This window comes from Veillonella sp. oral taxon 780 str. F0422 (genome assembly GCF_000221605.1).
GTDB lineage: Bacteria > Bacillota > Negativicutes > Veillonellales > Veillonellaceae > F0422.
In genome coordinates this window covers 1-21,963 of sequence record NZ_AFUJ01000043.1, presented here as the reverse complement: position 1 = coordinate 21,963, position 21,963 = coordinate 1, and the positions used below count along the sequence as shown (strand labels likewise).

Below are 21,963 nucleotides of genomic sequence, written 5' to 3'. Positions count from 1 at the left end.
ACTGTCTTCCCAACTGAAAGCACCTCTACCGACAAGCTCTTCCGTCACCCTCGTCACGCCTACCCCATGCACTTGCTCACCACAAGTCAAATGATTTGAATCCACACCTAACACCTGCGCTAAGCGTTTGCGGTTCTCTGCCACCGCTTTCGGATCATCACCTACATGCAGACCCATGTTAAAACTATTAAAGTTACCTTCACTGACACCACCATATCGGTAGGTCACACCATGAGCGAGGGGAAAACCCTCTAACAGCGGACTGTATTCATAGGTAATACTGGTGGAGCTATCCTGAGAAAATGGTGTGTGTCGAAGAGAGGAGGAAGTTTGGAATGATTTAGTTGTGTTCATGTTGGGGCCTCCTTTTAGGTTTGTTGGAATTGTTCATATTTGATTAGTGTAAATATTATTTTTGTAGTTTTACTAGTTATCCTTTATGAATTTAAGTTCTATAATTCATGGTAAATTAGACAAGATCTTACTTTTTTACTGCTATTATTTTTAGATATAAAGCTTAGAAATAAGTCGCAAAAGAACAACTACAGTATTCTAATTTTAGTAACCTTTTCACCATCATTAATGAATTGAATTCCATATACATAATCTGATTTCCAAATAAATTCACCATAAAACCATGTATTATCATCATAAATACGTACTGGTTTACCATATGCCTCATACACCTTTTCTAAGGAGTCACCCACCGCAATCCCCCGATACGTGGTAGCGTCACGATTAATAACTTCAATGACTCCAGCTCTTTCTATTTGCCCATAAATACTGCCATACGTTATGCCTCCATATCGCATAAAGGCACGTTGTTCTCCATCTCGTCTGTACTCGTGATGAACTTCTTCTGTAGGATTACCTAAAATTTGGCGAATTTCCTCATAGGTAGCATTCGGGTATATCCCTGCAATACTACGCTCTTGACCCCCTAAAAGATATCCAATTTTTTGAGCTGATGGATAACTACTTGGATACTCAGATCGTTGTGGCAACCGAATCGCACTCGTAGATGTTCCACTCATTCCAGTAGAACCACTTCGTTTCCCCGCTTCATTCCATGATTTTTCAACCTTTTTCCACGTTTTAGATAACCAACTAGCTTCTACGTGAGTTGGTGTGAAGATAGTGGCACTGAATAGTGCTAGTAAAATAGATGTGGTTAGTTTTTTCATAAAAGTACCTATAAATATAATCTAATTTCATTTCTTATTTTTACTACTATTTTTATACACTAAATTTATTTGCATCTAATACCTCTAGCATTTTTAAGGCTATTGCATTAATGACTGGTACTGCAACAGAATTCCCAAACTGTTTATAGGCTTGTGTATCACTAACAGGTATAATAAACTCTTCCGGAAATCCTTGTAATCTACTCGCTTCTCTTGGAGTTATCTTTCTTGGATTCTTTCCTTCTTGACGTATTAATATTTCACTGCCATCTTTATAGTATCTAGCAGAGATAGTATTAGTATAAGGACTTTCTGCATCAAATAAAGAATATCCAAAGCCTTTTCCATTTTTTTATTTTCAATTTTTCTCCGTTGATGTCCATCCCAGAGTGCATCAGAAATCGTATACTTTTCAGATACATTTTGCTCTAAAACATCACCTACACTTACTTTTATTTTTGGCGGATTTGGAAATTCAAATGTAGCATAATTAGGAACACTATTTATATCAAATCCTACTATATAAATCCTTTCTCGGTTTTGAGGAACCCCAAAGTCTTTCGCTTTAAAAACATTATCATATACAGCATACCCAAGATCTTCTAGGGTTGTTTTTATAACACTGTAAGTTTTACCTTTATCATGACTTTTTAGGTTTTTTACATTTTCTAGTAAAAACGCCTTCGGTCTTTTTGCCTTAATAATTCGTTCTATTTCAAAAAATAATGTCCCTCTAGTATCTTCAAAACCTAACTTTTTACCTGCTTGGCTAAATGCTTGACATGGAAATCCACCCACTAAAATATCATGGTTTGGGATTTCCTCCTCATGGATTAATGTAATATCTCCTGATGGCTCTTCACCATAGTTAGATTTATATGTTTTTGCAGCGAATTTATCAATTTCACTGCTAAAAACTACTTTTGTTCTACCTGTTAGTTGAAAGCCTAATCTAGTACCACCAATACCCGCAAATAAATCTATCATTGTATAGTCTGCATTATCCTTATTTCCAAATGGTACATCTTCTGGAAATAATAATATCTGATTCAGTTCTAATTTAGAGGGACTACCAATCCCACTCTCCCACCGTCTAATAGTTCTATCTCCATGTTTAGCCAAACCAACAGCATCAGCTAATTCTTTTTGCGTCATATTTAACCGTATTCTTTTTTCTTTTATTAAAGTACCAATACATTGGCATTTCTCTTCATTATTTTGTATACTTGTAATCAAAGGGCTTCACCTCTTTCTTATGTGTTAATAACAGGACTTTATGTCCTTCACTTGACACAATTATAGCAAGTCTATTTGCATTTGGAAAGGAGAAACTATGGATCTAAAATTATATGTGAATTTTATAAAACAAGTCGTGCTGAATACTTTTCAGATATAAAACCATATGATCTTATCTACAAACAATTTACTACGCTAGATTTAAACAAAAAAAGTCCAGAATATTTTTATGAACATGCCAGTATTATAATGAAATTACTTCGTGATATATCATGGAACGAATTTCAGGAAAAAGAAAAGCACTTCACCTCAGAAATGCTTGCTTCCCTATATGAAAATAAAGATATAGATACTATGGGAAGCAAGGAGGCTATCAACTGGTTTACCAGTGAGTTCCCATCTCATATCTATAGCTTAAACCTTTCTAATACTCAAAGTAGACGTAGTCGTGCTGGTAAAGAGTTTGAAGCTATCATTGAACTTATTCTGATGGGCGCAAATATTCCATTAGATAGCCAAGGTAGTGTCGGAACAAGATATTTTACAGAAAAAGGTCTTGGAAAACTTGTCGATATTGTGTCTCCTGGATCTACTGAGTATACTGTTAATAAACGTGATACTGTTTTAATTAGTGCAAAAACAACGCTACGTGAACGTTGGCAAGAAGTCCCGGAAGAAATGGCTCGCACTGGTGCAAGAGAAATGTTCTTAGTAACACTTGATGAGTCTATCAGTCAAGATGTGATAGAGACATTAAACGACAACAATATCCAATTAGTAACTACTAAGTCTATCAAAGAAATTTATTATCCAAATAATCATAGTGTAATTACCTTAGAAAAATTGCTATTAATTTTAAAAGAAACTGCTGATAAATGGGATAACTTTACATTTCCACAAGACAAAGAACTTGAACGAAAATTAAATATAGAAAAACAAATTCAAAAACATCTTAATCATCCGTTTATAGTTGAGTATTATAAAAAAATACTTTAAAACAACTATTCTACACAGTAAAAAGCGAACCACATTCTCATGGTTCGCTTTTCTCATTGTTTATGTTGTCCAGTTTTTTCCGCTATTTCTCTGCCTTTCTCTGTAACTTTCAGTATGATTTTTTAGGTAATAAGTAGTCCAAAAGATTGTGCTCATCTTTTTATCTACTTCTGTTGTCATTCTCTTACCACCATTCATTAATATATGTATTTTGTCTTGGATAAGCCCGATTCAATACTTCTAATATATCATCTGGTCCTTCTAATTTTTCTTCAAAAGCAAGTTCTGTAGCACTCATACGACCCATGAGAAGTAAGCTCAAAGCACCTACAGAGAATACTAATTTAGCATTAATATCTACATGCTCTTTATGTTTTACTACTTGCGCCTTGCCTTCTTTATAAGACACTACATAGGTACCATGGTTCCACTCACATAATGGATCTTTCACACCGAATTGGATCGCTCCTTCTAATGCTACTGGTACAGGAATACTTTCCATAGCTAGTTTGACATCTACAATACGACTCATCATAAATGGCATAGTACTGTGCCCTACTTTTCCATTAGGATGAAAGATATAGCCTTGATCCAGCATACCTTCATTCCACCGTACACTGTCACCTTGGGAGCGATGGTTGTACAAGAAGTTCATCAACGCTTTTTGCGCACGACGCGTAGTATACACAAATTCTGTCACAGCGATCTCAGGTTCCCCTAAGCGATAAAAACAATAGCCCTCTAATTGTCCAGAATCATTTTTCACATACCCTACTTGCACGCCTTCTGCAAAAATAGATTCTAATAAGCGAACCCATTCTTTTTCTTTACGCACAGCATAGCCAGATAATGGTTTGGTATATGTCTCATATACCCCTGCTAAACGTTTCCACTCTCGTGGAGACCGTAACATCCCAAAGGACATCGTTTTATCTGCAGCTTCTACTAGTGGGGCCAAATCATCTAGCTTCATAGTTTGTACCCATTGATGGGCATATAAATCCCATCCATATTTTTGGTAAAACCCAGCATACGATGGCATTAAAATAGTGACTCCTTGTCCACGTTGTTTTAATTCCCCTAATGCTGATTTCAGTAATTTTTTGCCTACCCCACTACGACGTACAATAGGGTCTGTGGCAACTCCCACCATGTAAGACATAGGCAGGTCCACACCACGAACACGTATAATATTTTGTCGTAAATGGACGGTACTCACCAAATAACTACGATCGATACCAACCATCGTATTTTCTGGTTCATAAGCAGTATCAAAATAATAGTTAAAAAATGGATGACCTTCTGGCTCAAAACAATAGGCCCACAAACGCTTTACATCTTTTGTGTCCGTATCTTTTGCTATTCTAAATTTCAAAATAATCCCTCTTCCATCGTTATGGTACATTGAAAATAGTTCGAATACTTTATATTAGTATTATATAAAAAATAAGGGTCTACTGCTAGACCCTTTATGCACTTCTTTTCTGAAAGTTTACTATATATACAGCAATACTCCATCTATAAACAATTTCGCTCCATATCCGAATAAAATCAATCCACAGATACGGTTGATCCATACGAGTTGCGAAATTTTGATACGCTTTGCTAATTTGTGAATAATAGTCGATAATGCTCCAAACCAAGCAAAAGCAGACACGATGTATCCCAGTAAGAAATAGATGGATGACTCCTCAGGAATGCTGGCTTTCACAGCACCGAACATCATCGTCACATCGATAAGTGCCTGAGGGTTCAGCCATGCCACCGCAAAGGCAGTAGTCACAATATTCCAAATTGTCACATTCGTATCCACATGAGATACATTCGGCTCTGAATTAAACACGGTATAGCCCATGTAAAAGATAACCGCTCCTCCCAAAAGAAGTACGATGCCTTTCAAAAAAGGCCATATATCAAAGATAGCACCAATGCCATAAAACGCCGATACACTTAAGGTAAGATCGAAAAATGCCACGATTAGAATGGTAATAATAATACGTGATGCCTTTTGTACCAGTGCTGTATTAATGATAAATAGATTCTGCATCCCTATGGGCGCCAACACAGCAAACCCAATCAGTAAGCCTTCCCAAAAATAGGTCATATTGGCTCCTTTCATTCCCGTTACTATCTAGTCATTATATACCTTGACGTGGGTCTTGCACAGTATCAGCAAGCGAACGCAAGGCCACATCGCAAGAACAAACGATTCCTTGGTCAGAAAGAAAATAAAACTCCTAGGAACTTATCATATGTCCCTAGGAATTATATACTATTCGCTACACGTTATCCTCACAGGCACCTTGTTTGATACAACGAGCATCATATTTTTCAGCAAAATGATCTGGGTTGTAAGATTCTTTCGCCATGCGAAGCCCTGGTAATCCCATATCTTCTTCACGGTTGATAAACTGTGTATCTACGAACTCATGACGAATAAATTCATTATTGATGGCTTGATATAAACCACGGATAGTTGGATTTGCTTTCTCAATATGAATCAGCGCCATATGTTCATTCAACATTTCTCCAATGGTGAAAGCCTCTACTCGTCCGAACAATTTAATGCAACCACCTACAAGGCCCAATGCATCCCAATGGTCAAAGAGTAAATTAATAGCTGTTAATTCATCTTCAATGCCTTCTTCATGATGTGTTTCCACCCATTGCTCTGCCGCTTCACGACATAAAGGAATTGTATTCTCATCAATTGGCATATATTCATAATTAGAATATTGCATACGGAATTGATTTAAATGGTTCTTCTTTTGACGTAACTTTTTACCTGCTAAGGTAATCATATCTTCTGTACGATAGATATATTCAAAGTTATCACGATCAGGTGTAAATTCATAACAATCTGGACACAACTTTTGCATCCGTTCCATCATAATTGGATTAACACCTTTTAATAAAAATGGAATTTGGTTCTCTTTGAACCACTCTTTCGCCATTTGTAATCCATCTACAAACTTGGCATCTTTTCCAGCAAACGGTGGTAACATAAATGGAGATTCTGTCACTCCACCACCTTTAATAAATAACACACCTTCTTCTTCTGCCCAAGTAATGCCATAAATATCTTGCCACATAAACAATGTAGTAAAACTATTATCTGACGCTTCATAATGATGCTCTCCAAAGTACGCATCAATACGGGGCTTATCTTCTAAGGTAAAACGCTTAAAGTCTAAAATAGGACTCGCCTCCTAATACTCTGATTTTATGATATAACATTACTATTATATGCTATTCATCGATAAAATTCAATGCAGAAAAAATACTCCCTTCTTTCCTTGAGGAACGCCATTTCGAGTAGTAGCCTTGTGGCGTTCCTTACTACCTGAATTAGGCAAACACAAGAAGAGCACGGTGTGCCCCGAACAAACATTATGAAATACCGTTTGTGAGGGGTATACCGTGCTCTTCCCTTCTACTCAATTAAGAATGGCAAGAAAGCCGATATTAAAACAAGCTTTCGTCTTCTTTTAGATCTTCTCCAGAGATAACCGCTACAGAAGCAATTTTATCTCCTTCATCTAAGTTCTGTGTTTTCACGCCAGAAATAGCTTTACTTTTCTTCACCGCAATATCATTTACATCAAAACGAATGATTTTACCTTGTTCAGAAATAAGCATCATTTCATCGTTGTCATTCACGATTTCTACGGCCACTACTTCACCAGTTTTTTCCGTGATTTTAAAGTTTTTCGTCCCTTTACCACCACGTTTTTGTACTGTATAGGAGCTTTCCACATTGCGTTTGCCATATCCTTCTTCACTGATAGTAAAAACTTGGCATTCTTCGCCAGTGCCGTGGATGATGCTAGCGCCTACAACTTCGTCGCCAGTATTGAGATTAATACCTTTCACACCACGAGCTGCTCGTTTCATTAAACGCACATCAGATTCATGGAAGCGAATAGCCATACCTTTTTTCGTACCTAGCAATACATCTTGGTTACCATAGGTTAATCCTACGGAGATTAACTGATCTCCTTCATCCAATGCCACTGCATTCAAACCACCGCGACGAATATTGCGATACTCATCAATAGCCGTACGTTTTACAACGCCCTGTTTTGTGACCATAAACAAGTTCACATCGCTAGAGATGCGTTCTAAGTCGATCATGTTCGTCACTGTTTCCCCTACATTAAGAGGTAATACGTTAATGATGGCTGTACCACGTGAATTACGACTAGATGCTTCTGGCACTTCGTAGGCTTTTAAACGGTACGCACGACCTGTGGATGTGAAGAATAACAATGTATTATGTGTACGCACATGCATAATTTGTGCTACATAATCATCATCTTTTGTTTTCATTCCCACAACGCCTACGCCACCTTTATGTTGGTTGCGATACACATTAGCATTCATACGTTTAATATAACCTTGACGAGTTAATGTGATAACCATTTCTTCATCAGCAATTAGATCTTCTACATCGAAGTCAGACGTATCAATCGTAATTTCACTACGGCGTTTGTCGCCATATTTTTCTTTCATGGCAATCAATTCTTCTTTGATAATTTCACGTTGACGTTCGTCGGAGGCTAAGATTGCTTTTAAATCTGCAATCAACACTAACAATGCTGCATGTTCTTCTTCGATTTTTTCGCGTTCCAAACCTGTTAAACGAGCTAAACGCATATCTAAGATAGCATTCGCTTGAATTTCTGTAAGGCTGAACTTTTCAATCAAAGCGGCACGAGCAATATCTGTAGTTTGAGAACTACGGATAGTATGAATCACTTCATCAATGTGATCTAAAGCAATCAACAAACCTTCCAATACATGGGCACGAGCTTCTGCTTTCGCCAAGTCGAATTCTGTACGGCGTACGATCACTTCTTGACGGTGCGTTAAGTAATGACCTAATACTTCTTTCAAAGTCAATACTTTTGGATGGCCTTTCACCAATGCTAGCATAATTACGCCAAATGTATCTTGTAATTGTGTATGTTTATATAGTTTATTCAACACAATATCTGGTTGTACGTCTGCACGCAATTCGATGACGATGCGAAGACCACGACGGTCACTTTCATCACGAAGGGCCGTAATGCCGTCCACCACTTTATCACGGCTTAAATCTGCAATGGTTGCAATTAAGCGCGCTTTGTTCACTTGGTACGGAATTTCTGTGACCACGATACGGTGTTTACCTTTCGTCATAGCCTCAATATGAGCTTTCGCACGCATTTTGATGCTACCACGACCTGTGGCATAGGCTTTTTTTATGCCCTCACGACCAAGAATAGACGCCCCTGTTGGGAAGTCTGGGCCTTTGATAGCTGTCATCAATTGATTCACATCTACCTCTGGATCGTCGATAAGCATCACTAGACCATCTACCACTTCCCCTAAGTTGTGAGGCGGAATGTTTGTCGCCATCCCTACAGCAATGCCGGCAGAACCATTGATCAACAAATTTGGAATCTTTGCAGGAAGCACGGTTGGTTCTTCCAAAGATTCATCATAGTTCGGCATGAAGTCCACTGTTTTCTTCTCTATATCTGCTAGCATTTCTGTAGCAATACGAGACATACGAACTTCTGTATACCGCATAGCCGCTGCGGAGTCGCCGTCAATAGAACCAAAGTTACCATGACCATCTACCAGTGGATATCTTGTATTAAAATCTTGGGCCAAACGCACCGTTGCATCATACACAGAACTATCACCATGTGGGTGGTATTTACCAAGTACGTCGCCGACGATACGAGCCGATTTTTTGTACGGTTTCGATGGTGTCATGCCTGTTTCATGCATCGCATATAGAATACGACGGTGTACAGGTTTCAACCCATCACGTACATCTGGAAGGGCGCGCATAACGATAACGCTCATGGCGTAATCGATGTAGGAGCTACGCATTTCTTTATCGATTTGGACTGGCACAATCTTGCCATGACTCCAAGCCTTTTCCTCCATTGTATCACCTCATTTTTAAAAACGAATCTATTAACTAAATTATTATACCATTTTATGCACTTTTTTTCTATCTTTTTACATAAAAATTTCAATATGCTCAAATATAAACACTTGTGAACGTATATATTGAATAAATATTCTCACAGTTTTGTAGCTACCTGTCCAACATCATCGTATTCAATCGATTCATACGAAATTGCTCTACCACCTCGATCATAAATCGTTCATCATGGATAGGATTCACATCCATTTTGAATAAATGTGAATCACACTGACAATCGCTACAGCCAAAGCCTTTCACCTCGTCTACGCTAATAGCCTTCATCGCCTTCGCCAATTCGCATTCTAAATCACTGGAACTACGAATCGGTAACGCAGCAATGACAGTACTAACACTTCGCAAATAATCTAAATGCCAATGTTTCTTTTTTCGCTTCCGTTTGTGACGTTCAATGCGTTTTTCTAAATTGGCTTTCGCTGACCCTACATACACATAATAACCGGGTTCAAAGTACATATCTCCTTTACTTCCGATAGTTAAGGTCACTGGCTCTTCCACCTGCAACACCATGAGATAATCGCCTCGGTCCTCTGCTTCTATGTGCACAACCACATCATTGTACAGGCACTCTCGTACCACCGTAGGTCTGTGAAACTCTGAAGTCCACTGTAATGCCATGGCCTTCCAATCTAATTGTGGTGCCACCTCAATAAATGTCTTAGTAAATTCCAAATCCGTGTGAAAGTCTGGGGAAAACCACAGAGCTCGTCCCCATTGCACTAAGAATAAAATACCTGTACGATATCCCTCTTGCTGTAATTCTTGCAAATGTAGTAAGTGCTTTCGACCTCGTTCTGTCACCGCATCAGGAAACATCGCCCCTTGATCGCCAAATAGTGTACAAGATTTTACTTCCAGTAAAAAATGTTCGCCCTTATCATTAGTGAGTAATAAATCAAAGCGGCTATGACCGACTGTGTATTCTCGTCGTACCACTCGCCATTCTTCCCATCCAGGAATCAGTTGTTCCTCGATCATGTACTCTGCCATGTCATTACAATAATTAGTGTCCAACATAATGGGAACACCCTCTCGTTCAATACCGATGACACGATATTGTGTTTTCGCACCTTCTTTTGGATGATGCACCACATACATCTTCACCCCTACAAAAAGAAGTTCCCACATACGACCTGGATTCGGTAAGTGAGCAGCTATGATTTGTCCCTGTAATTCTAAATGGACCACAAATCGATTAGGTCTCTCTACAAAGGTAGCAGTCTGTACATTTTCATATAATACTTTCATATATATCCTTATCTTTCTTTTCTATCACTTCATATACAATAGTGAATTCCTTATAACACTTATGGGCTTCATAAGGTATTTAGCTAATGTATTTTCAACTAGTTATATATAAATTAAACCACATACTAAGATGCTATAACTAACTTGAATAAAATACTCTATAAATATTTTTTACCAACCATATATACACTATTTGTGGATAATTCTGTGGGTATCTTGTGTATACTCTGTGTGCAACTTCTAAGTATTGCAACTATTATACCGAGCTGTGGATAACTATGTGATTATCTTGTGTATATTCTGTGTGTAATACGTAACTAACTATATTTTACATTTATTTTTCTCTTAACTTAATCACTTTTTGTGGATAATTCTGTGTGTAACTTTAAATTTTCAGTGTATAAGCCGTGTATTATTTGTGAATAAAAACAGTTGCCTCGGCTACATACAAGATTCACTTCTTATAGTATACTAAGAGCATAGGCTTTCGCCTAGTCATATATAATATTTCATAACTTTGACATACATAAAAATTATCAACATTTACTCGATACTAAGGAGATACACATGGCACAAGTGGCAGGCAATTTACAGCGTATCCGTAATGGAAGACGCACCTATGCGATTACCCCTCGCATACCTGGTGGTTTCGTACAACCACAAATGTTACAAAAATTTATCGATGTGGCAAACACATTCCACGCAACTTTAAAGATTACAGGTGCACAACGCATCATGATTACCAACCTAAATGCAGAAGATGTGGACAAAGCATGGGCAATGCTAGGTATGGAACCAGCACACACTGTATCCAATCGTGTGCGTTCTGTAAAAATTTGCCCTGGTACAACATTCTGTAAACGGGCAAAACAAGACAGTGTTCACTTGGGCATGCAATTAGAACGAAAATACATTTCTAAAGAAATGCCGTCCAAAATGAAAATTGGCGTATCTGGCTGCCCTAACTCTTGCTCCGAAGCGATTACCAAAGATATCGGCGTTATCGGCAATGATCAGGGTTGGCAAATCTATGCAGGTGGTAGTGCTGGCGCTCATCCACGCTTAGGCGACTTAATCACAGAAGTAACTACTGAAGAAGAAGTACTCACTATCATCGATCGCATGATTGCCTACTACAAAGAAAATGCCCAAATCGAGCGTATCGGCCAATTCATTGACCGCATCGGTCTCGACGCATTCCGAGCTGCTGTGTTAGATACAGTGGATTCCCCAACATCTGCTGCTAAAGCATCGGCTGAACCAGTGGTCAAATTACCAGGTCAAGGTAATGCAGGACTTGCAGAAGCTGCTGCACCTGCTAACGACAAAGGAGCTACTCCACTTTCACTGGGACAACTCATTACAAAAGATACTATCGTTCGTCATATCGTCGACGTATATCCAGAATTGATTCCTATTTTACAATCCATGGGAATGGGTTGCCTAGGCTGTCCTTCTTCCACAGGGGAACCTCTATGGCAAGCGGCAAATATCCACGGCATGGATATCGATGAATTAGTAGCAAAACTCAATGCAGGTCGTAATGTATCTGAAATTGCTATTACAAAAGATTCCATCATTCGTGATATTATAGATATGTATCCACAAACGGTGCCTGTGTTGCAATCCATCGGTATGGGTTGTCTAGGCTGTCCTTCCTCGACAGGAGAACCATTATGGCAAGCCGCTAGCATTCACGGCATGGATGTGGATGAACTTGTTTCCAAATTAGAAGTCGCACGAAAAGGAGCTTAACATGTCAGCAGTACTGGGACACATTCATTTCTGGTTATACAAAAAAATTCAGCTTATCGCTGAACGCGAACAATTGATTAAAAAAGAGGCACACACTCGCCTCGACGATTTAGCAGATGAGTTATATGCAACCGCTATCGATTTGTATGGAAAACCAATTCCTCCAGATCGCCAGTTGGATCGTATCATCGACCATAATAATATTCATGGTTGGTTACACAACCAATTACAAACATCTTCTGTTCGTGAAGCTACTTTTATCAAAGATTTAACTGATTGTGGTGGCGATGATGGCATTGACGCTGTATTAGAAGCTTTTATCAAACAAGGTGCAATGTGCGGTACAGAAGCGAAAGAAAAACTGACAGCTCAAACAGCACCAGCGATCTACACTGTGATGCAAGACTACTATGTAAATGGTATGCCTTGTGACCCAAGTGATACTGTGATCGAGCAAACCGATACTACCTTTAGTTGGTACGGAAATCACCAAAATCAAATTTCTTATTGGAAAACAGCGGGCGTGAATCCAATTATTATGGCTGCTGCCTTCCAAGCATGGTTCAGTGCCTTCGTCAGTCACGTAGCACCGGACTTTGCGTTCAGCGTGAACCTTGATGGTGATATTCCTGTATATACAATTGCTAAAAGCTAAGTAGCTTATCCTTTTTATATTATATATGGCAGCACATTCGCTGCAGTGATTGACTTTCACCACTGTGAAAGTCCCCAGAATAGGAGGTTCTACTATGGCAGGAACTGTAAAACAAGAACTAGGTTTAATTTTTGATGGCCCAAACTACAAAATCGTGAAAAAAGGCGGCGTCGCTGGTGATCAAGTGGAAAAACACAATCACCCAGAGGCTAACGTTATCTTCACTGTGGTAAAAGGTAAAGTGAACGTATTCCTTAACGAAACAGAATCCCATATCTTAACACCAGGGGAAGTATTGCACTTCGATGGCAACAACTACATCCAAGCTACATTGGTGGAAGATAGCGAGTTCATTGTAAACTTAATTCATAAATAAGCCAATATAAAAATAACCCTCAGACCTTGCGATCTGAGGGTTTTCTTTATATCTTATTTATTGATACGTGCTACTACATCTGGCGTTAAGTCGATAACTTGATTACCTTCTTTAACAGCGCCAGCAGATGTTGGATTAGCCACTAATACATCGATATTTTTTTCTTTTGCAATAGCTTGAATTGCTTCTGCTACTTTTTTATCCAATGGAGCTAATACACTTGCTTCTTCTTGATTATATTTTTCTTGGATGCCACGAACACTTTTATCAAAATATGCTTGTTTTTCTGCATCTGTTTTAAAGTTATTTAGTTTCTTGAATTCACCTTCTAATTTAGGACCGTATTCAGCACGTAATTTATCAATTTGCATTTGGATAGCACCAAAGCCATTATAGCCCGTGTAGATAGCTTCTTCGTTAATTACGCCTACATTAGCAGCGTTAGATACTGTGAAAGCACCAACTACAGCTAGTGCACCTAAAGTTGCAATCTTTTTAGTTAAGTTCATGTATAAGCCTCCCTGTGAGAAATATTTTCATCTATTTATCTAGTATAGCAAAGTTATTTCCAATTAGCAAATCACCTTGTCCCCTTACTATACTTTATATATATGAAATCTAAATGAAATATATTCTACACATCCATATGATAAGTTAATTATTATTTATCCTCACTTACATAGACATATTCTTCTTTTTTCAATTTACTGATAATTTCTGGAACCATACCGATTAAACGATCAAAGCCAGTATATTTAGCAGATCCTTTGATATTGAATAATTCAATGCGTTCCCCTTTGATTACAAGCACAGCTGTTGGCTCTACTTTCGCTCCGCCACCGCCAGCTTTTTGGCATCCCCCCAAACCAAGGGATACATCCACAAATGGTACAATCGTAGTATCCCCTAACTGCACAGGTTCACCCACTACAGTTTCCACACGAATCATTTCTTTAAATTGCTCAAATAAAGGCTCTAAATTGTCTTTTAAGTTTGTAAGTTTAGTATCCATCATGACCTCCTACTATTCTTCAACTTCTGAAAGTTTTTATTTTGCACTTTGCTTACGACGTCGATACTGTACAAATGCTTTTACGCTGTCCAGTAGACACTCTCTAACTGCTTTTTTTACTATAAATAGAGTTCCATAGAAAGCAAATACACCTAGCTGCATATGTCCTTTTACTTCTAAACTGCCTGTATAAGCAAATTCCGTATAAGTGAAATTAACTTGTTCCACTTGTTTGGGACACACTGTATAGGCTGTTGCAGTAATGAGACCCATTTCATAGGGTTTAGGAATTCCAAAATCCCCTTCTAATCGGAATACTCTAGGACTAGCATGACTAGCACATTGCTTACTAACTATAAACAGTGCTTCATAGAGTTTAGGATTTGATACATGTTTCCACCACCAAAATGTTGGTAAATCTTTTGTACCTTCTTTCTCTTCCGTCGTTTCTTCTTGTGGTGATGTAGAATCTACTGAATCCAAGACATGTCCATTCGCATCAAATCGTACAGATGTTACTGGCTCTGGGCCCGTATATCCAGATAATGGATACGGATCTCTTTCTTCTTCCACGTGTTTTGTGTCTACATCATCTTGCTCGTCGTCCGTCGCTAAGGGATCTAGCTCTTCTTTTACCCTACGATTTAACCAATCCTCGTAATCACGGGCAGAGCCGACTTTCATAGACCCTAATACATAAACTTCCTTAAACAAGGAATGGCCTTGCTTATAGGCGAGATGCACCTTTAACACTCGGTACATCCATTCTAATCGGAAGTCAAATTCATAGGGCTTGCGTGAACTTACTTTCAGACTATATGTGATAGGAATACATAGAATGGCTATGATGACAGCTATTACCAATAGCAATAGAATCATCCATAGTGACACGATACCACCTACCTTTCAGTATGTTATACGATGTTAATACTTAAATTATAACATACTATTATTTATCTATCAGCTAGTTTTTATAAGTTTATATTATTTAAAATTAGCTTATTTCGTCCATATAATCCACGTTATTTGCTAAAAAAAATTTTAACCCAAAAATTTAGGTCAAAAAATGGTCATTTTTTTATTATGTATTGATTTAGTGCATCAGCAATTTCTTTGTCTTTATTAGGATATAAATGCCCGTATATATTTAGTGTTGTTTGTATATTTTTATGTCCTAATCGTTCCTTAATTGCTATGATTGGATAATTCTTTTCAATCAAAAATGATGCATGTGAATGTCTCAGATCATGAACACGAATTTTGGGTACATCTGCATTCTTACAAATTTTTGATAGGAAATTAGATACGCTTTTCCAACTTACACCAAATAACAATTCATTTTCATCATGATAAGGAATTTGTTCTATAAATTCTTTAATCTCGCTTTCTAAAATTGGCGATATAAAAACATCACGTATACTACTTTTAGTTTTAGGCGTAGTTATTTTCTTATTAAACATCATCATATTTCTAGTTACATGAATTATGCTACCATCTATATCTTTAGATCGTAATGCAATTACCTCGCCAACCCTCATGCCTGTCCAATACAATATATTAACAATCAATAAGCAAGACCTAGTAAGCCTATTGTTTTTCACCTCACTTACATATGGTATTGCCCATTCCATTGCTTTAGTATATTGATCATAGGTCCAAAAATTATTTTTTCGTTTTGTACCCGCTGGCGGTGGCCCACATAAGTTACACGGATTTGATTTTAATCCATAGAAACGAACCAAGTAATTCAGAAAACTAGACAAAACTACGTGCCTCTCTCTTAAATTATTAGCGGTCACCCCTCTATTAGTTTCATAGAGATGCCATTCATGAATATCTACAGGCTTAATCTCATTTGCTTTTTTATTGCCAAAATAAGGGATAATATAACGATTAAATGTATACGCATAAGCCATACATGTAGATGGTTTCAATGATTTTTGCTTTGCTTCTAAATATACTGGAGCTAAATCTTTAATGAAACCTTCACAAGAATGCTCCATTATTGTAATTTGTTGATGCTCCCATACTTTTGCTTCTTTTTGTGTTTTAAAACCACTTTTACGTTTGCGGACCCTTTCCCCCTTCCAATCCGTGTAATAAAAAGTGGCTCTCCACACACCTGTTTTACTATCTTTGGATACCGCCATTACTATTTCCTCCAATACTTCATAATCCATTTAACAGTTGCTTCTTTTATTTTTTGACCAAGTCTTTTTAGCATAATCCACTGGAATTTTAAAAGACCATATTTCTCCATATCTTGTGCAATAGTGCCTAACTTTTTAAATCCGTCAGATTTACTAATTACTCCACGATACATAAGCATACTAATTAATAAAAATGGCATTGCAAGTATCATACATGCTGTGACGATATTTAACCATCCAAGATACATCCATGATACCATAAGAGTAATCATAAACCCAACTACAACACCTATTACCCTTGGTTGTTTGACTATATATAGCGTTTCTGCAAATCTTAATTTACGATCATTACTTTCTTGAATCAATTCTATTGCTCTCTTATCCATCATCTTACTTCCTTTTCATACTCATAGCAGCGTTTTAAGCCTAATTTCTTAATTTTCTTTAAAGAAGTCTCCTTAAATTTTTCCCTGCCAATAATTTCATCAATACTAACATTTAGTAAATCCGCTAACTTCCAAAGACTGCGAATAGATGGAAATGCTCCTGAATATTCTACATTAAAATAATTTTCTACCATCTCATCACGAAATTGAGTTTTCGTAAACCCTAATGACGATCGAATATACCCTAAATTATTTCTAATGCTCATCTGCATTTCTCTTTTTTCATTTTTAATTTTTTCATTTTTCATATATTGTACTCCTATAACATCTAAATTAACCTTATTTATTCTCGCTATAAGGGCCCTTAGAGGGTTCTTATGAGTATTTATATTAAATTATTATTAGACCTGCCTTATAGGGCTTTTAATTGAATTATAATTCCAACAACTTAAATCTTTCTAACAAGTATTTCTTTGGTACTCTTCCTGGGATTGTCATAAACCCTTTTGTTTCTAATTCAACATTTAATTTTCTTATGATTGAATAGGCTTTAGACCTTCTAATATCTAAAAGTTCCATAACATCTTCTGCTGCCAAATATGATGGTATCAAGTTTTTATTCATTCGTATCCCCCTCTCACACAGAATCAAACGATCGGAACCGTTCACGCAACGAATCACCCCTAAAATCTACAATCATAGAACTTGCTTCGATGCGATCCAACATTCCCTTCAGATATAAATTTTTAATGTCTGACCCTAAGTTAGTTGTAATAATCACAGACTTTTGATTATCAAACCTATAATTAATTAAAGCTCGTATTTTAACTGAAACCCAGCCTTTATCATATTCGAGCCCTAAATCATCGAGGACTAACAAATCAACATTCTTGAGTTTGTTTTCCAAATTTTGACGATCTTCCTGGCTAACCGAATATAATGAATCCATCAAGTTGGCCATAGATATAAAGTATGCTGTTCCCCCTAATTCAAGAACCTCATACATAATTGCTACAGCCAATGTTGTTTTCATGGTGCCAACATCTCCTCGTAGCAGCAAGCCTTGTCCACAATTTAACATTCTAGGTAAATTGTCTATGTATTGCGATATAACATAAAATGGACTTTTAGTCTGGTCAGGTATTCCTCTTTTTACAACATTTTGTAACGTCATATCCTGGTATCGTTTAGGAATACCTGTTTTAATCTTCTTTTTTCACTAGACCGATTTAGATTAATTCCATTTACATCGTTGCTAACAACATACGGTTCTTCATATATTGGAACGGTAAAGTTATTACAGCTCTCCTGGCTTGATATTTTCCCAATCTGGCCCATCAATTGTTTTCTTGCTGCTTTTGCTTTTCTATATCCATCAGGTTCTTTTACCTCCTGCCGTGCTCGCTCATTTTCCAATACTTTTGTGATATATCCAATAGACCCCTTTTTTGTTTCCAAGCAATATCAATCGCTACTTTTATTTCATCAAAAGAATATTGTTGTTCCAGGTTATATAATTTACTACGTGTTTCAGAAGAAGGAACTCCAATTTTAGAAGAGTAATATTCAAGTGCTGTAGAAATAGAATTATAATTAGAATTATAAGTATCTATTTCTATATCTATATCTAGGGAATTTGTCCGGACATTGTCCCATTTCGTTACGGGTTCGACAAAGCATTGATTTGATTGGATTAATTGATTTTTACCTTCAACGATTTCCGTTATTTTTTCGTTACTAGTAACACTTTTTCTGTTACTAGTAACGTTACTTTTGTTACTAGTAACGTTACTTTCGTTACTAGTAACACTAAATTCGTTACTAGTTACGTCACTCGTAAATTCATTTTGCATGTTATAATATTCTGACAATTTATTCACATCACAATTATTACAACAGGCTACATATTGTCCATTAACTAATAGCACTCGTTCTACTGGAAGTCCGCAACAACATACCCCCCTTGAATCTCGTAAAGCGATATAATACCACCCGTCATATTGCTTATTATTTTCTAAATCTGTAATCACCATATGTTTTGCCAAGTGATTTAAACACCACCTCTTAGCTCTCAACTTTTTTTGTCTAAACGAATTATCTTGTACCTGTCCCGCACCTAACAACAAAATATTTTCTCCATTCCGTTGTAGTCTTTTCCTACTTGCATCATCCGTTTCAGAATCAAGTAATTGCTCAACTTGCAAAAGTTTACACGCACTCAGATCATCCATTTGCTGGATAAATCCAACCTTTAACCCATATGCCATGGTCATTTGACACACTTCTTTGGATTCATCAATCATTAGAGCGATTTCTTCAGCTGGTGTTTCCTCGATACCATCAAGTGTTATGATTCCGTTTGTTTTCGTACTTGTAAGCATCATTTTCATATAAGCAATTACGCAATCCGAGCCTCCAGGTAGTTTGCGTAATTTTTTTATATGCTTATCTTGAAAGAATGTATCTTTCAGTTTAATCCAATAGTATCTAGCCATATTTCACCTATAATTCCACACGAATTGTAATTTGTTTATCTGGACTTTCAGCAACACAAATTAGCCGCCCATCAATGACAAGACCTATACCATCCCAGATTTCTTCTGTTTTAGTAAGTCCCGTTATACTGATTTTTACAAATATACAACTTGAATTATCTATTTTAATTGAATCCATACACAATATTCTCCACATTTTAAAGTTTATTCTGACTATCTTTTTTGTGCTATAATCATGCTATACAGCTATTTGTAACCCCATAATAAATTAGGTGTTGTTTCAAGAATCTCAGAAATTCTACCTTCAATATAGCGAGATCGGGAAACACCATAAATAACTCGATGAACACTTGTTGTACTTCGTTCTAATTCCATGGCCAGTTTACGAATCGTATACCCTTTTAACCTTAGTAACCTTCTAATGGTTAATGCTGTAGGAATTGTATTTTGCGTAGTTTGCATATATAATCTCCCTCATAAAATTAAATACTGTTATATTCCTTACTTAAAATATAATTCATTTGTTATATTTTGTCAATATATTATAACTTTTGCTATGGAGAAAAAATGAATTTATCATCTTATATTTTTAAAAAGCTAAAGGATAAAGGCTTAAAAATCGTGGATTTAGCAATTTTCCTTAACCTCCCTCAAGGATCTGTTTCAACCTGGAAAAAACGGAATACTGATCCCCCAGTAAAATATATATCTCAAATCGCTTTATTTTTAGACATATCTGTAGAAGAATTATTAGCACATACTTCAAGTGATCAGCCTAATGACGCTATATTTAACGAATACTATCAGAAATTGGATGCAGAACAAACGCATCATGTAGTTTCATTAATGGAGGATTTAACAAACATATAACATTTTTTAATATTTAAACATTATCTATTTGCAATTTTTATTATTTTGAATTTTGAACAAGGATAAATATATGACTATCATTGACCGCATTCAGTATTTACTAGATCAACGAGGTTTAAAAATCATTGATTTAGCAGCGCATCTGAATGTCACTCAAGGAACGGTATCTTCATGGAAATCCCGCCAAACGGATCCGCCTACCAAATACTTATCAGATATCGCTAATTTTTTAAACGTATCTGTACAGTACCTAATTACTGGAGAGGAACCAGATGTAAAGAGAGCTCCTTCAGAAATTAGCCCTGACCTCTTAACAACTCATATTCTATCTACCCTGGCAAAGCAACAAAATATAGTCGCTAACCTATGTATAGAGCTAACTCAGTTATCTATCCGAAAGAATATACCTCTACAAAGTTATTTGCATCATCAAGATACATCTGAGTTATTACATAAAATAGCTGCTATACTAAATACAACACCTATATCACTCATAAATGGTTCTAATTCCATATTACAAACTGCAATATTAAAAGCAGGACGAATAGATGAAACATATGCTACACAATTATTTGAACGATTAGATCCAGAAGCCCAAGCAATTGTACTTGCTGAAATGAGAGTATTAATCCGAAAAAACAAGAAGTTAAGTAACTCCCAATAGATTGCTCTTACCAGGGCATTTATTTTTTAATCTAAGTGATACAGTATTAAAAATTACCTAATATCTAAAAAACAAAAAATCATTGCAAATTATGTTTGACATGTTATTTTTAATATGGTAGTATGCTTGTATAGAAGTATATTTAAAAGAGAGGCCCCATAAGGATGGTGCGCCCCACCATGGACTAATTTTTCAGTCTAAAAGAGAGGCCCCATAAGGATGGTGCGCCCCACCATGGATTGATTTTGCAATCTAAAAGAGAGGCCCTATAAGGATGGTGCGCCCCACCATGAATATACTTACTTTTTACTATTCTAGCCGAGAATTATCTCGGCTTTTCTTTTTATCACGAGGAATACTATATGGATAAAAAGCCCAAATTTAACTTCTTTACAGTAAATGAAGACTACATGAGACCTCTTCAAAAAATAGATTCCGAAGTTCGTACATCAACTGACGATAAAAATAATCGCCCATTTCTCGGAGTTGTATTAAATGTAGAAAATAGATTGTTTTTTGTACCATTATCTTCTCCCCCAAAAATACCTACTGATTTACCGCCTGAACTCTTAAAGAAAAAATAAAAGAAGTCAAAAGGATTGAAAAGAATCGCTTAACTGTGAGAGTTTTATCTGAAGCTGAAAATAATCGTCATTTATGTAATGTCATAGTCGGTAAAATGATACCTGTCCCTGAGTCTCAAATTAAAAAAATATCTATTGAAGAGCTTATGGATTCATCAAATCCTACTGAATCTAAATATGGCAGACTTTTATATAAAGAATACTTAGCCATTAATAAAATTGAAGATAAAATAGAACAAACTGCTCAAGCTTTTTATGAGGAATCTATTAATAAACCTGTCAAAATAAAAAGATTTTTATCGTGTAGATTTACCGCAAGCAATAAAATATCACGATCGTTGGATAGAACGA

General features: G+C 36.6%; 26 protein-coding genes and 2 pseudogenes. 8 read left to right on the top strand and 20 right to left on the bottom strand.

Features of this window, described 5'->3' with window-relative positions:
* The 4 genes and pseudogenes from HMPREF9200_RS05230 to HMPREF9200_RS09230 form a co-directional block, all read right to left on the bottom strand.
* Nucleotides 1-354: laccase domain-containing protein (locus HMPREF9200_RS05230; protein WP_009353772.1), on the bottom strand; the 354-nt coding region annotated here is incomplete at its 3' end.
* A gap of 188 nt (nt 355-542) precedes the next feature.
* Complete coding sequence (locus HMPREF9200_RS05225) at nt 543-1,184, bottom strand: hypothetical protein (RefSeq protein ID WP_009353755.1); 642 nt, start codon at nt 1,182-1,184, stop codon at nt 543-545.
* Nucleotides 1,185-1,281: 97 nt separating this feature from the next.
* Nucleotides 1,282-2,171 (bottom strand): annotated as a pseudogene (locus tag HMPREF9200_RS05220) (DNA cytosine methyltransferase); the annotation flags it as partial.
* 66 nt (nt 2,172-2,237) lie between these two features.
* Nucleotides 2,238-2,420 (bottom strand): annotated as a pseudogene (locus HMPREF9200_RS09230) (helix-turn-helix transcriptional regulator); the annotation flags it as partial.
* A 249-nt stretch (nt 2,421-2,669) separates the two neighbouring features.
* Between HMPREF9200_RS09230 and HMPREF9200_RS05215 the strand changes: the two are divergent.
* Nucleotides 2,670-3,416 carry a type II restriction endonuclease gene (locus HMPREF9200_RS05215; protein ID WP_141558204.1) on the top strand — a complete coding sequence of 249 codons (747 nt, stop codon included), beginning with the start codon at nt 2,670-2,672 and terminating at the stop codon, nt 3,414-3,416.
* Nucleotides 3,417-3,600: 184 nt separating this feature from the next.
* Here HMPREF9200_RS05215 and eis read toward each other — a convergent pair whose 3' ends face one another.
* The 5 genes from eis to sfsA all read right to left on the bottom strand — a co-directional run bounded on the left by eis (nt 3,601) and on the right by sfsA (nt 10,665).
* Nucleotides 3,601-4,791 (bottom strand): enhanced intracellular survival protein Eis, encoded by a 1,191-nt coding sequence (gene eis / locus HMPREF9200_RS05210; RefSeq protein WP_009353756.1) that lies wholly within the window; start codon nt 4,789-4,791, stop codon nt 3,601-3,603.
* 120 nt (nt 4,792-4,911) lie between these two features.
* Nucleotides 4,912-5,520, bottom strand: coding sequence for a LysE/ArgO family amino acid transporter (locus tag HMPREF9200_RS05205; protein WP_009353766.1), 609 nt, complete (start codon nt 5,518-5,520; stop codon nt 4,912-4,914).
* A 175-nt stretch (nt 5,521-5,695) separates the two neighbouring features.
* Nucleotides 5,696-6,613 carry a DUF2156 domain-containing protein gene (locus HMPREF9200_RS05200; protein WP_052847073.1) on the bottom strand — a complete coding sequence of 306 codons (918 nt, stop codon included), beginning with the start codon at nt 6,611-6,613 and terminating at the stop codon, nt 5,696-5,698.
* Between the two features lie 268 nt (nt 6,614-6,881).
* Nucleotides 6,882-9,356 carry a DNA gyrase subunit A gene (gyrA, locus tag HMPREF9200_RS05195; RefSeq protein WP_009353770.1) on the bottom strand — a complete coding sequence of 825 codons (2,475 nt, stop codon included), beginning with the start codon at nt 9,354-9,356 and terminating at the stop codon, nt 6,882-6,884.
* Between the two features lie 154 nt (nt 9,357-9,510).
* Nucleotides 9,511-10,665, bottom strand: coding sequence for a DNA/RNA nuclease SfsA (gene sfsA / locus HMPREF9200_RS05190; protein ID WP_009353767.1), 1,155 nt, complete (start codon nt 10,663-10,665; stop codon nt 9,511-9,513).
* Nucleotides 10,666-11,232: 567 nt separating this feature from the next.
* On the opposite strand from sfsA, the gene HMPREF9200_RS05185 reads away from it, so the two are divergent.
* From HMPREF9200_RS05185 to HMPREF9200_RS05175, 3 genes are all read left to right on the top strand, one after another.
* Nucleotides 11,233-12,420: a DUF1858 domain-containing protein gene (locus tag HMPREF9200_RS05185; protein ID WP_009353760.1), complete on the top strand. Its 1,188-nt coding sequence runs from the start codon at nt 11,233-11,235 to the stop codon at nt 12,418-12,420.
* Nucleotide 12,421: 1 nt separating this feature from the next.
* Entirely contained in the window at nt 12,422-13,075 is a 654-nt protein-coding gene (locus tag HMPREF9200_RS05180) for a hypothetical protein (RefSeq protein WP_009353762.1), read from the top strand.
* 94 nt (nt 13,076-13,169) lie between these two features.
* The gene (locus HMPREF9200_RS05175; RefSeq protein WP_009353764.1) at nt 13,170-13,451 is read left to right on the top strand and encodes a Cro/Cl family transcriptional regulator; all 282 of its coding nucleotides are present in this window, start codon (nt 13,170-13,172) and stop codon (nt 13,449-13,451) included.
* A gap of 53 nt (nt 13,452-13,504) precedes the next feature.
* Here HMPREF9200_RS05175 and HMPREF9200_RS05170 read toward each other — a convergent pair whose 3' ends face one another.
* The 11 genes from HMPREF9200_RS05170 to HMPREF9200_RS05120 all read right to left on the bottom strand — a co-directional run bounded on the left by HMPREF9200_RS05170 (nt 13,505) and on the right by HMPREF9200_RS05120 (nt 19,956).
* A complete protein-coding gene (locus HMPREF9200_RS05170; RefSeq protein ID WP_009353765.1) occupies nt 13,505-13,960 on the bottom strand; it encodes an OmpH family outer membrane protein in 456 nt (151 codons plus the stop codon).
* Nucleotides 13,961-14,112: 152 nt separating this feature from the next.
* Entirely contained in the window at nt 14,113-14,463 is a 351-nt protein-coding gene (locus HMPREF9200_RS05165) for a GerW family sporulation protein (RefSeq protein WP_009353763.1), read from the bottom strand.
* 36 nt (nt 14,464-14,499) lie between these two features.
* Nucleotides 14,500-15,354 (bottom strand): hypothetical protein, encoded by an 855-nt coding sequence (locus HMPREF9200_RS05160; RefSeq protein WP_009353769.1) that lies wholly within the window; start codon nt 15,352-15,354, stop codon nt 14,500-14,502.
* Between the two features lie 179 nt (nt 15,355-15,533).
* Nucleotides 15,534-16,643 carry a site-specific integrase gene (locus HMPREF9200_RS05155; protein WP_083818423.1) on the bottom strand — a complete coding sequence of 370 codons (1,110 nt, stop codon included), beginning with the start codon at nt 16,641-16,643 and terminating at the stop codon, nt 15,534-15,536.
* Entirely contained in the window at nt 16,616-17,002 is a 387-nt protein-coding gene (locus HMPREF9200_RS05150) for a hypothetical protein (protein WP_038144862.1), read from the bottom strand. Before HMPREF9200_RS05150 ends, HMPREF9200_RS05155 begins: the two co-directional genes overlap by 28 nt.
* Nucleotides 16,999-17,307, bottom strand: coding sequence for a hypothetical protein (locus HMPREF9200_RS05145; RefSeq protein WP_009353775.1), 309 nt, complete (start codon nt 17,305-17,307; stop codon nt 16,999-17,001). Before HMPREF9200_RS05145 ends, HMPREF9200_RS05150 begins: the two co-directional genes overlap by 4 nt.
* A 124-nt stretch (nt 17,308-17,431) precedes the next feature.
* A complete protein-coding gene (locus HMPREF9200_RS05140) occupies nt 17,432-17,623 on the bottom strand; it encodes a hypothetical protein (RefSeq protein WP_009353776.1) in 192 nt (63 codons plus the stop codon).
* Nucleotides 17,624-17,636: 13 nt separating this feature from the next.
* Complete coding sequence (locus HMPREF9200_RS05135; RefSeq protein ID WP_052847072.1) at nt 17,637-18,173, bottom strand: ATP-binding protein; 537 nt, start codon at nt 18,171-18,173, stop codon at nt 17,637-17,639.
* 211 nt (nt 18,174-18,384) lie between these two features.
* Entirely contained in the window at nt 18,385-19,494 is a 1,110-nt protein-coding gene (locus tag HMPREF9200_RS08110) for a phage replisome organizer N-terminal domain-containing protein (RefSeq protein WP_009353759.1), read from the bottom strand.
* 7 nt (nt 19,495-19,501) lie between these two features.
* Nucleotides 19,502-19,672, bottom strand: a complete 171-nt coding sequence (locus HMPREF9200_RS08725) for a hypothetical protein (RefSeq protein ID WP_009353773.1) — start codon at nt 19,670-19,672, stop codon at nt 19,502-19,504.
* 68 nt (nt 19,673-19,740) lie between these two features.
* Nucleotides 19,741-19,956 carry a hypothetical protein gene (locus tag HMPREF9200_RS05120; protein WP_009353761.1) on the bottom strand — a complete coding sequence of 72 codons (216 nt, stop codon included), beginning with the start codon at nt 19,954-19,956 and terminating at the stop codon, nt 19,741-19,743.
* Nucleotides 19,957-20,061: 105 nt separating this feature from the next.
* Here HMPREF9200_RS05120 and HMPREF9200_RS05115 point away from each other — a divergent pair, with 105 nt between their 5' ends.
* From HMPREF9200_RS05115 to HMPREF9200_RS05100, 4 genes are all read left to right on the top strand, one after another.
* Nucleotides 20,062-20,364 (top strand): helix-turn-helix domain-containing protein, encoded by a 303-nt coding sequence (locus tag HMPREF9200_RS05115; RefSeq protein WP_038144858.1) that lies wholly within the window; start codon nt 20,062-20,064, stop codon nt 20,362-20,364.
* Between the two features lie 70 nt (nt 20,365-20,434).
* Nucleotides 20,435-21,028, top strand: a complete 594-nt coding sequence (locus tag HMPREF9200_RS05110) for a helix-turn-helix domain-containing protein (RefSeq protein ID WP_009353757.1) — start codon at nt 20,435-20,437, stop codon at nt 21,026-21,028.
* A gap of 362 nt (nt 21,029-21,390) precedes the next feature.
* Nucleotides 21,391-21,612, top strand: coding sequence for a type III toxin-antitoxin system ToxN/AbiQ family toxin (locus HMPREF9200_RS05105; protein WP_038144855.1), 222 nt, complete (start codon nt 21,391-21,393; stop codon nt 21,610-21,612).
* A 35-nt stretch (nt 21,613-21,647) separates the two neighbouring features.
* On the top strand, nt 21,648-21,963 hold a 316-nt coding region (locus HMPREF9200_RS05100), incomplete at its 3' end, for a type III toxin-antitoxin system ToxN/AbiQ family toxin (protein WP_038144852.1).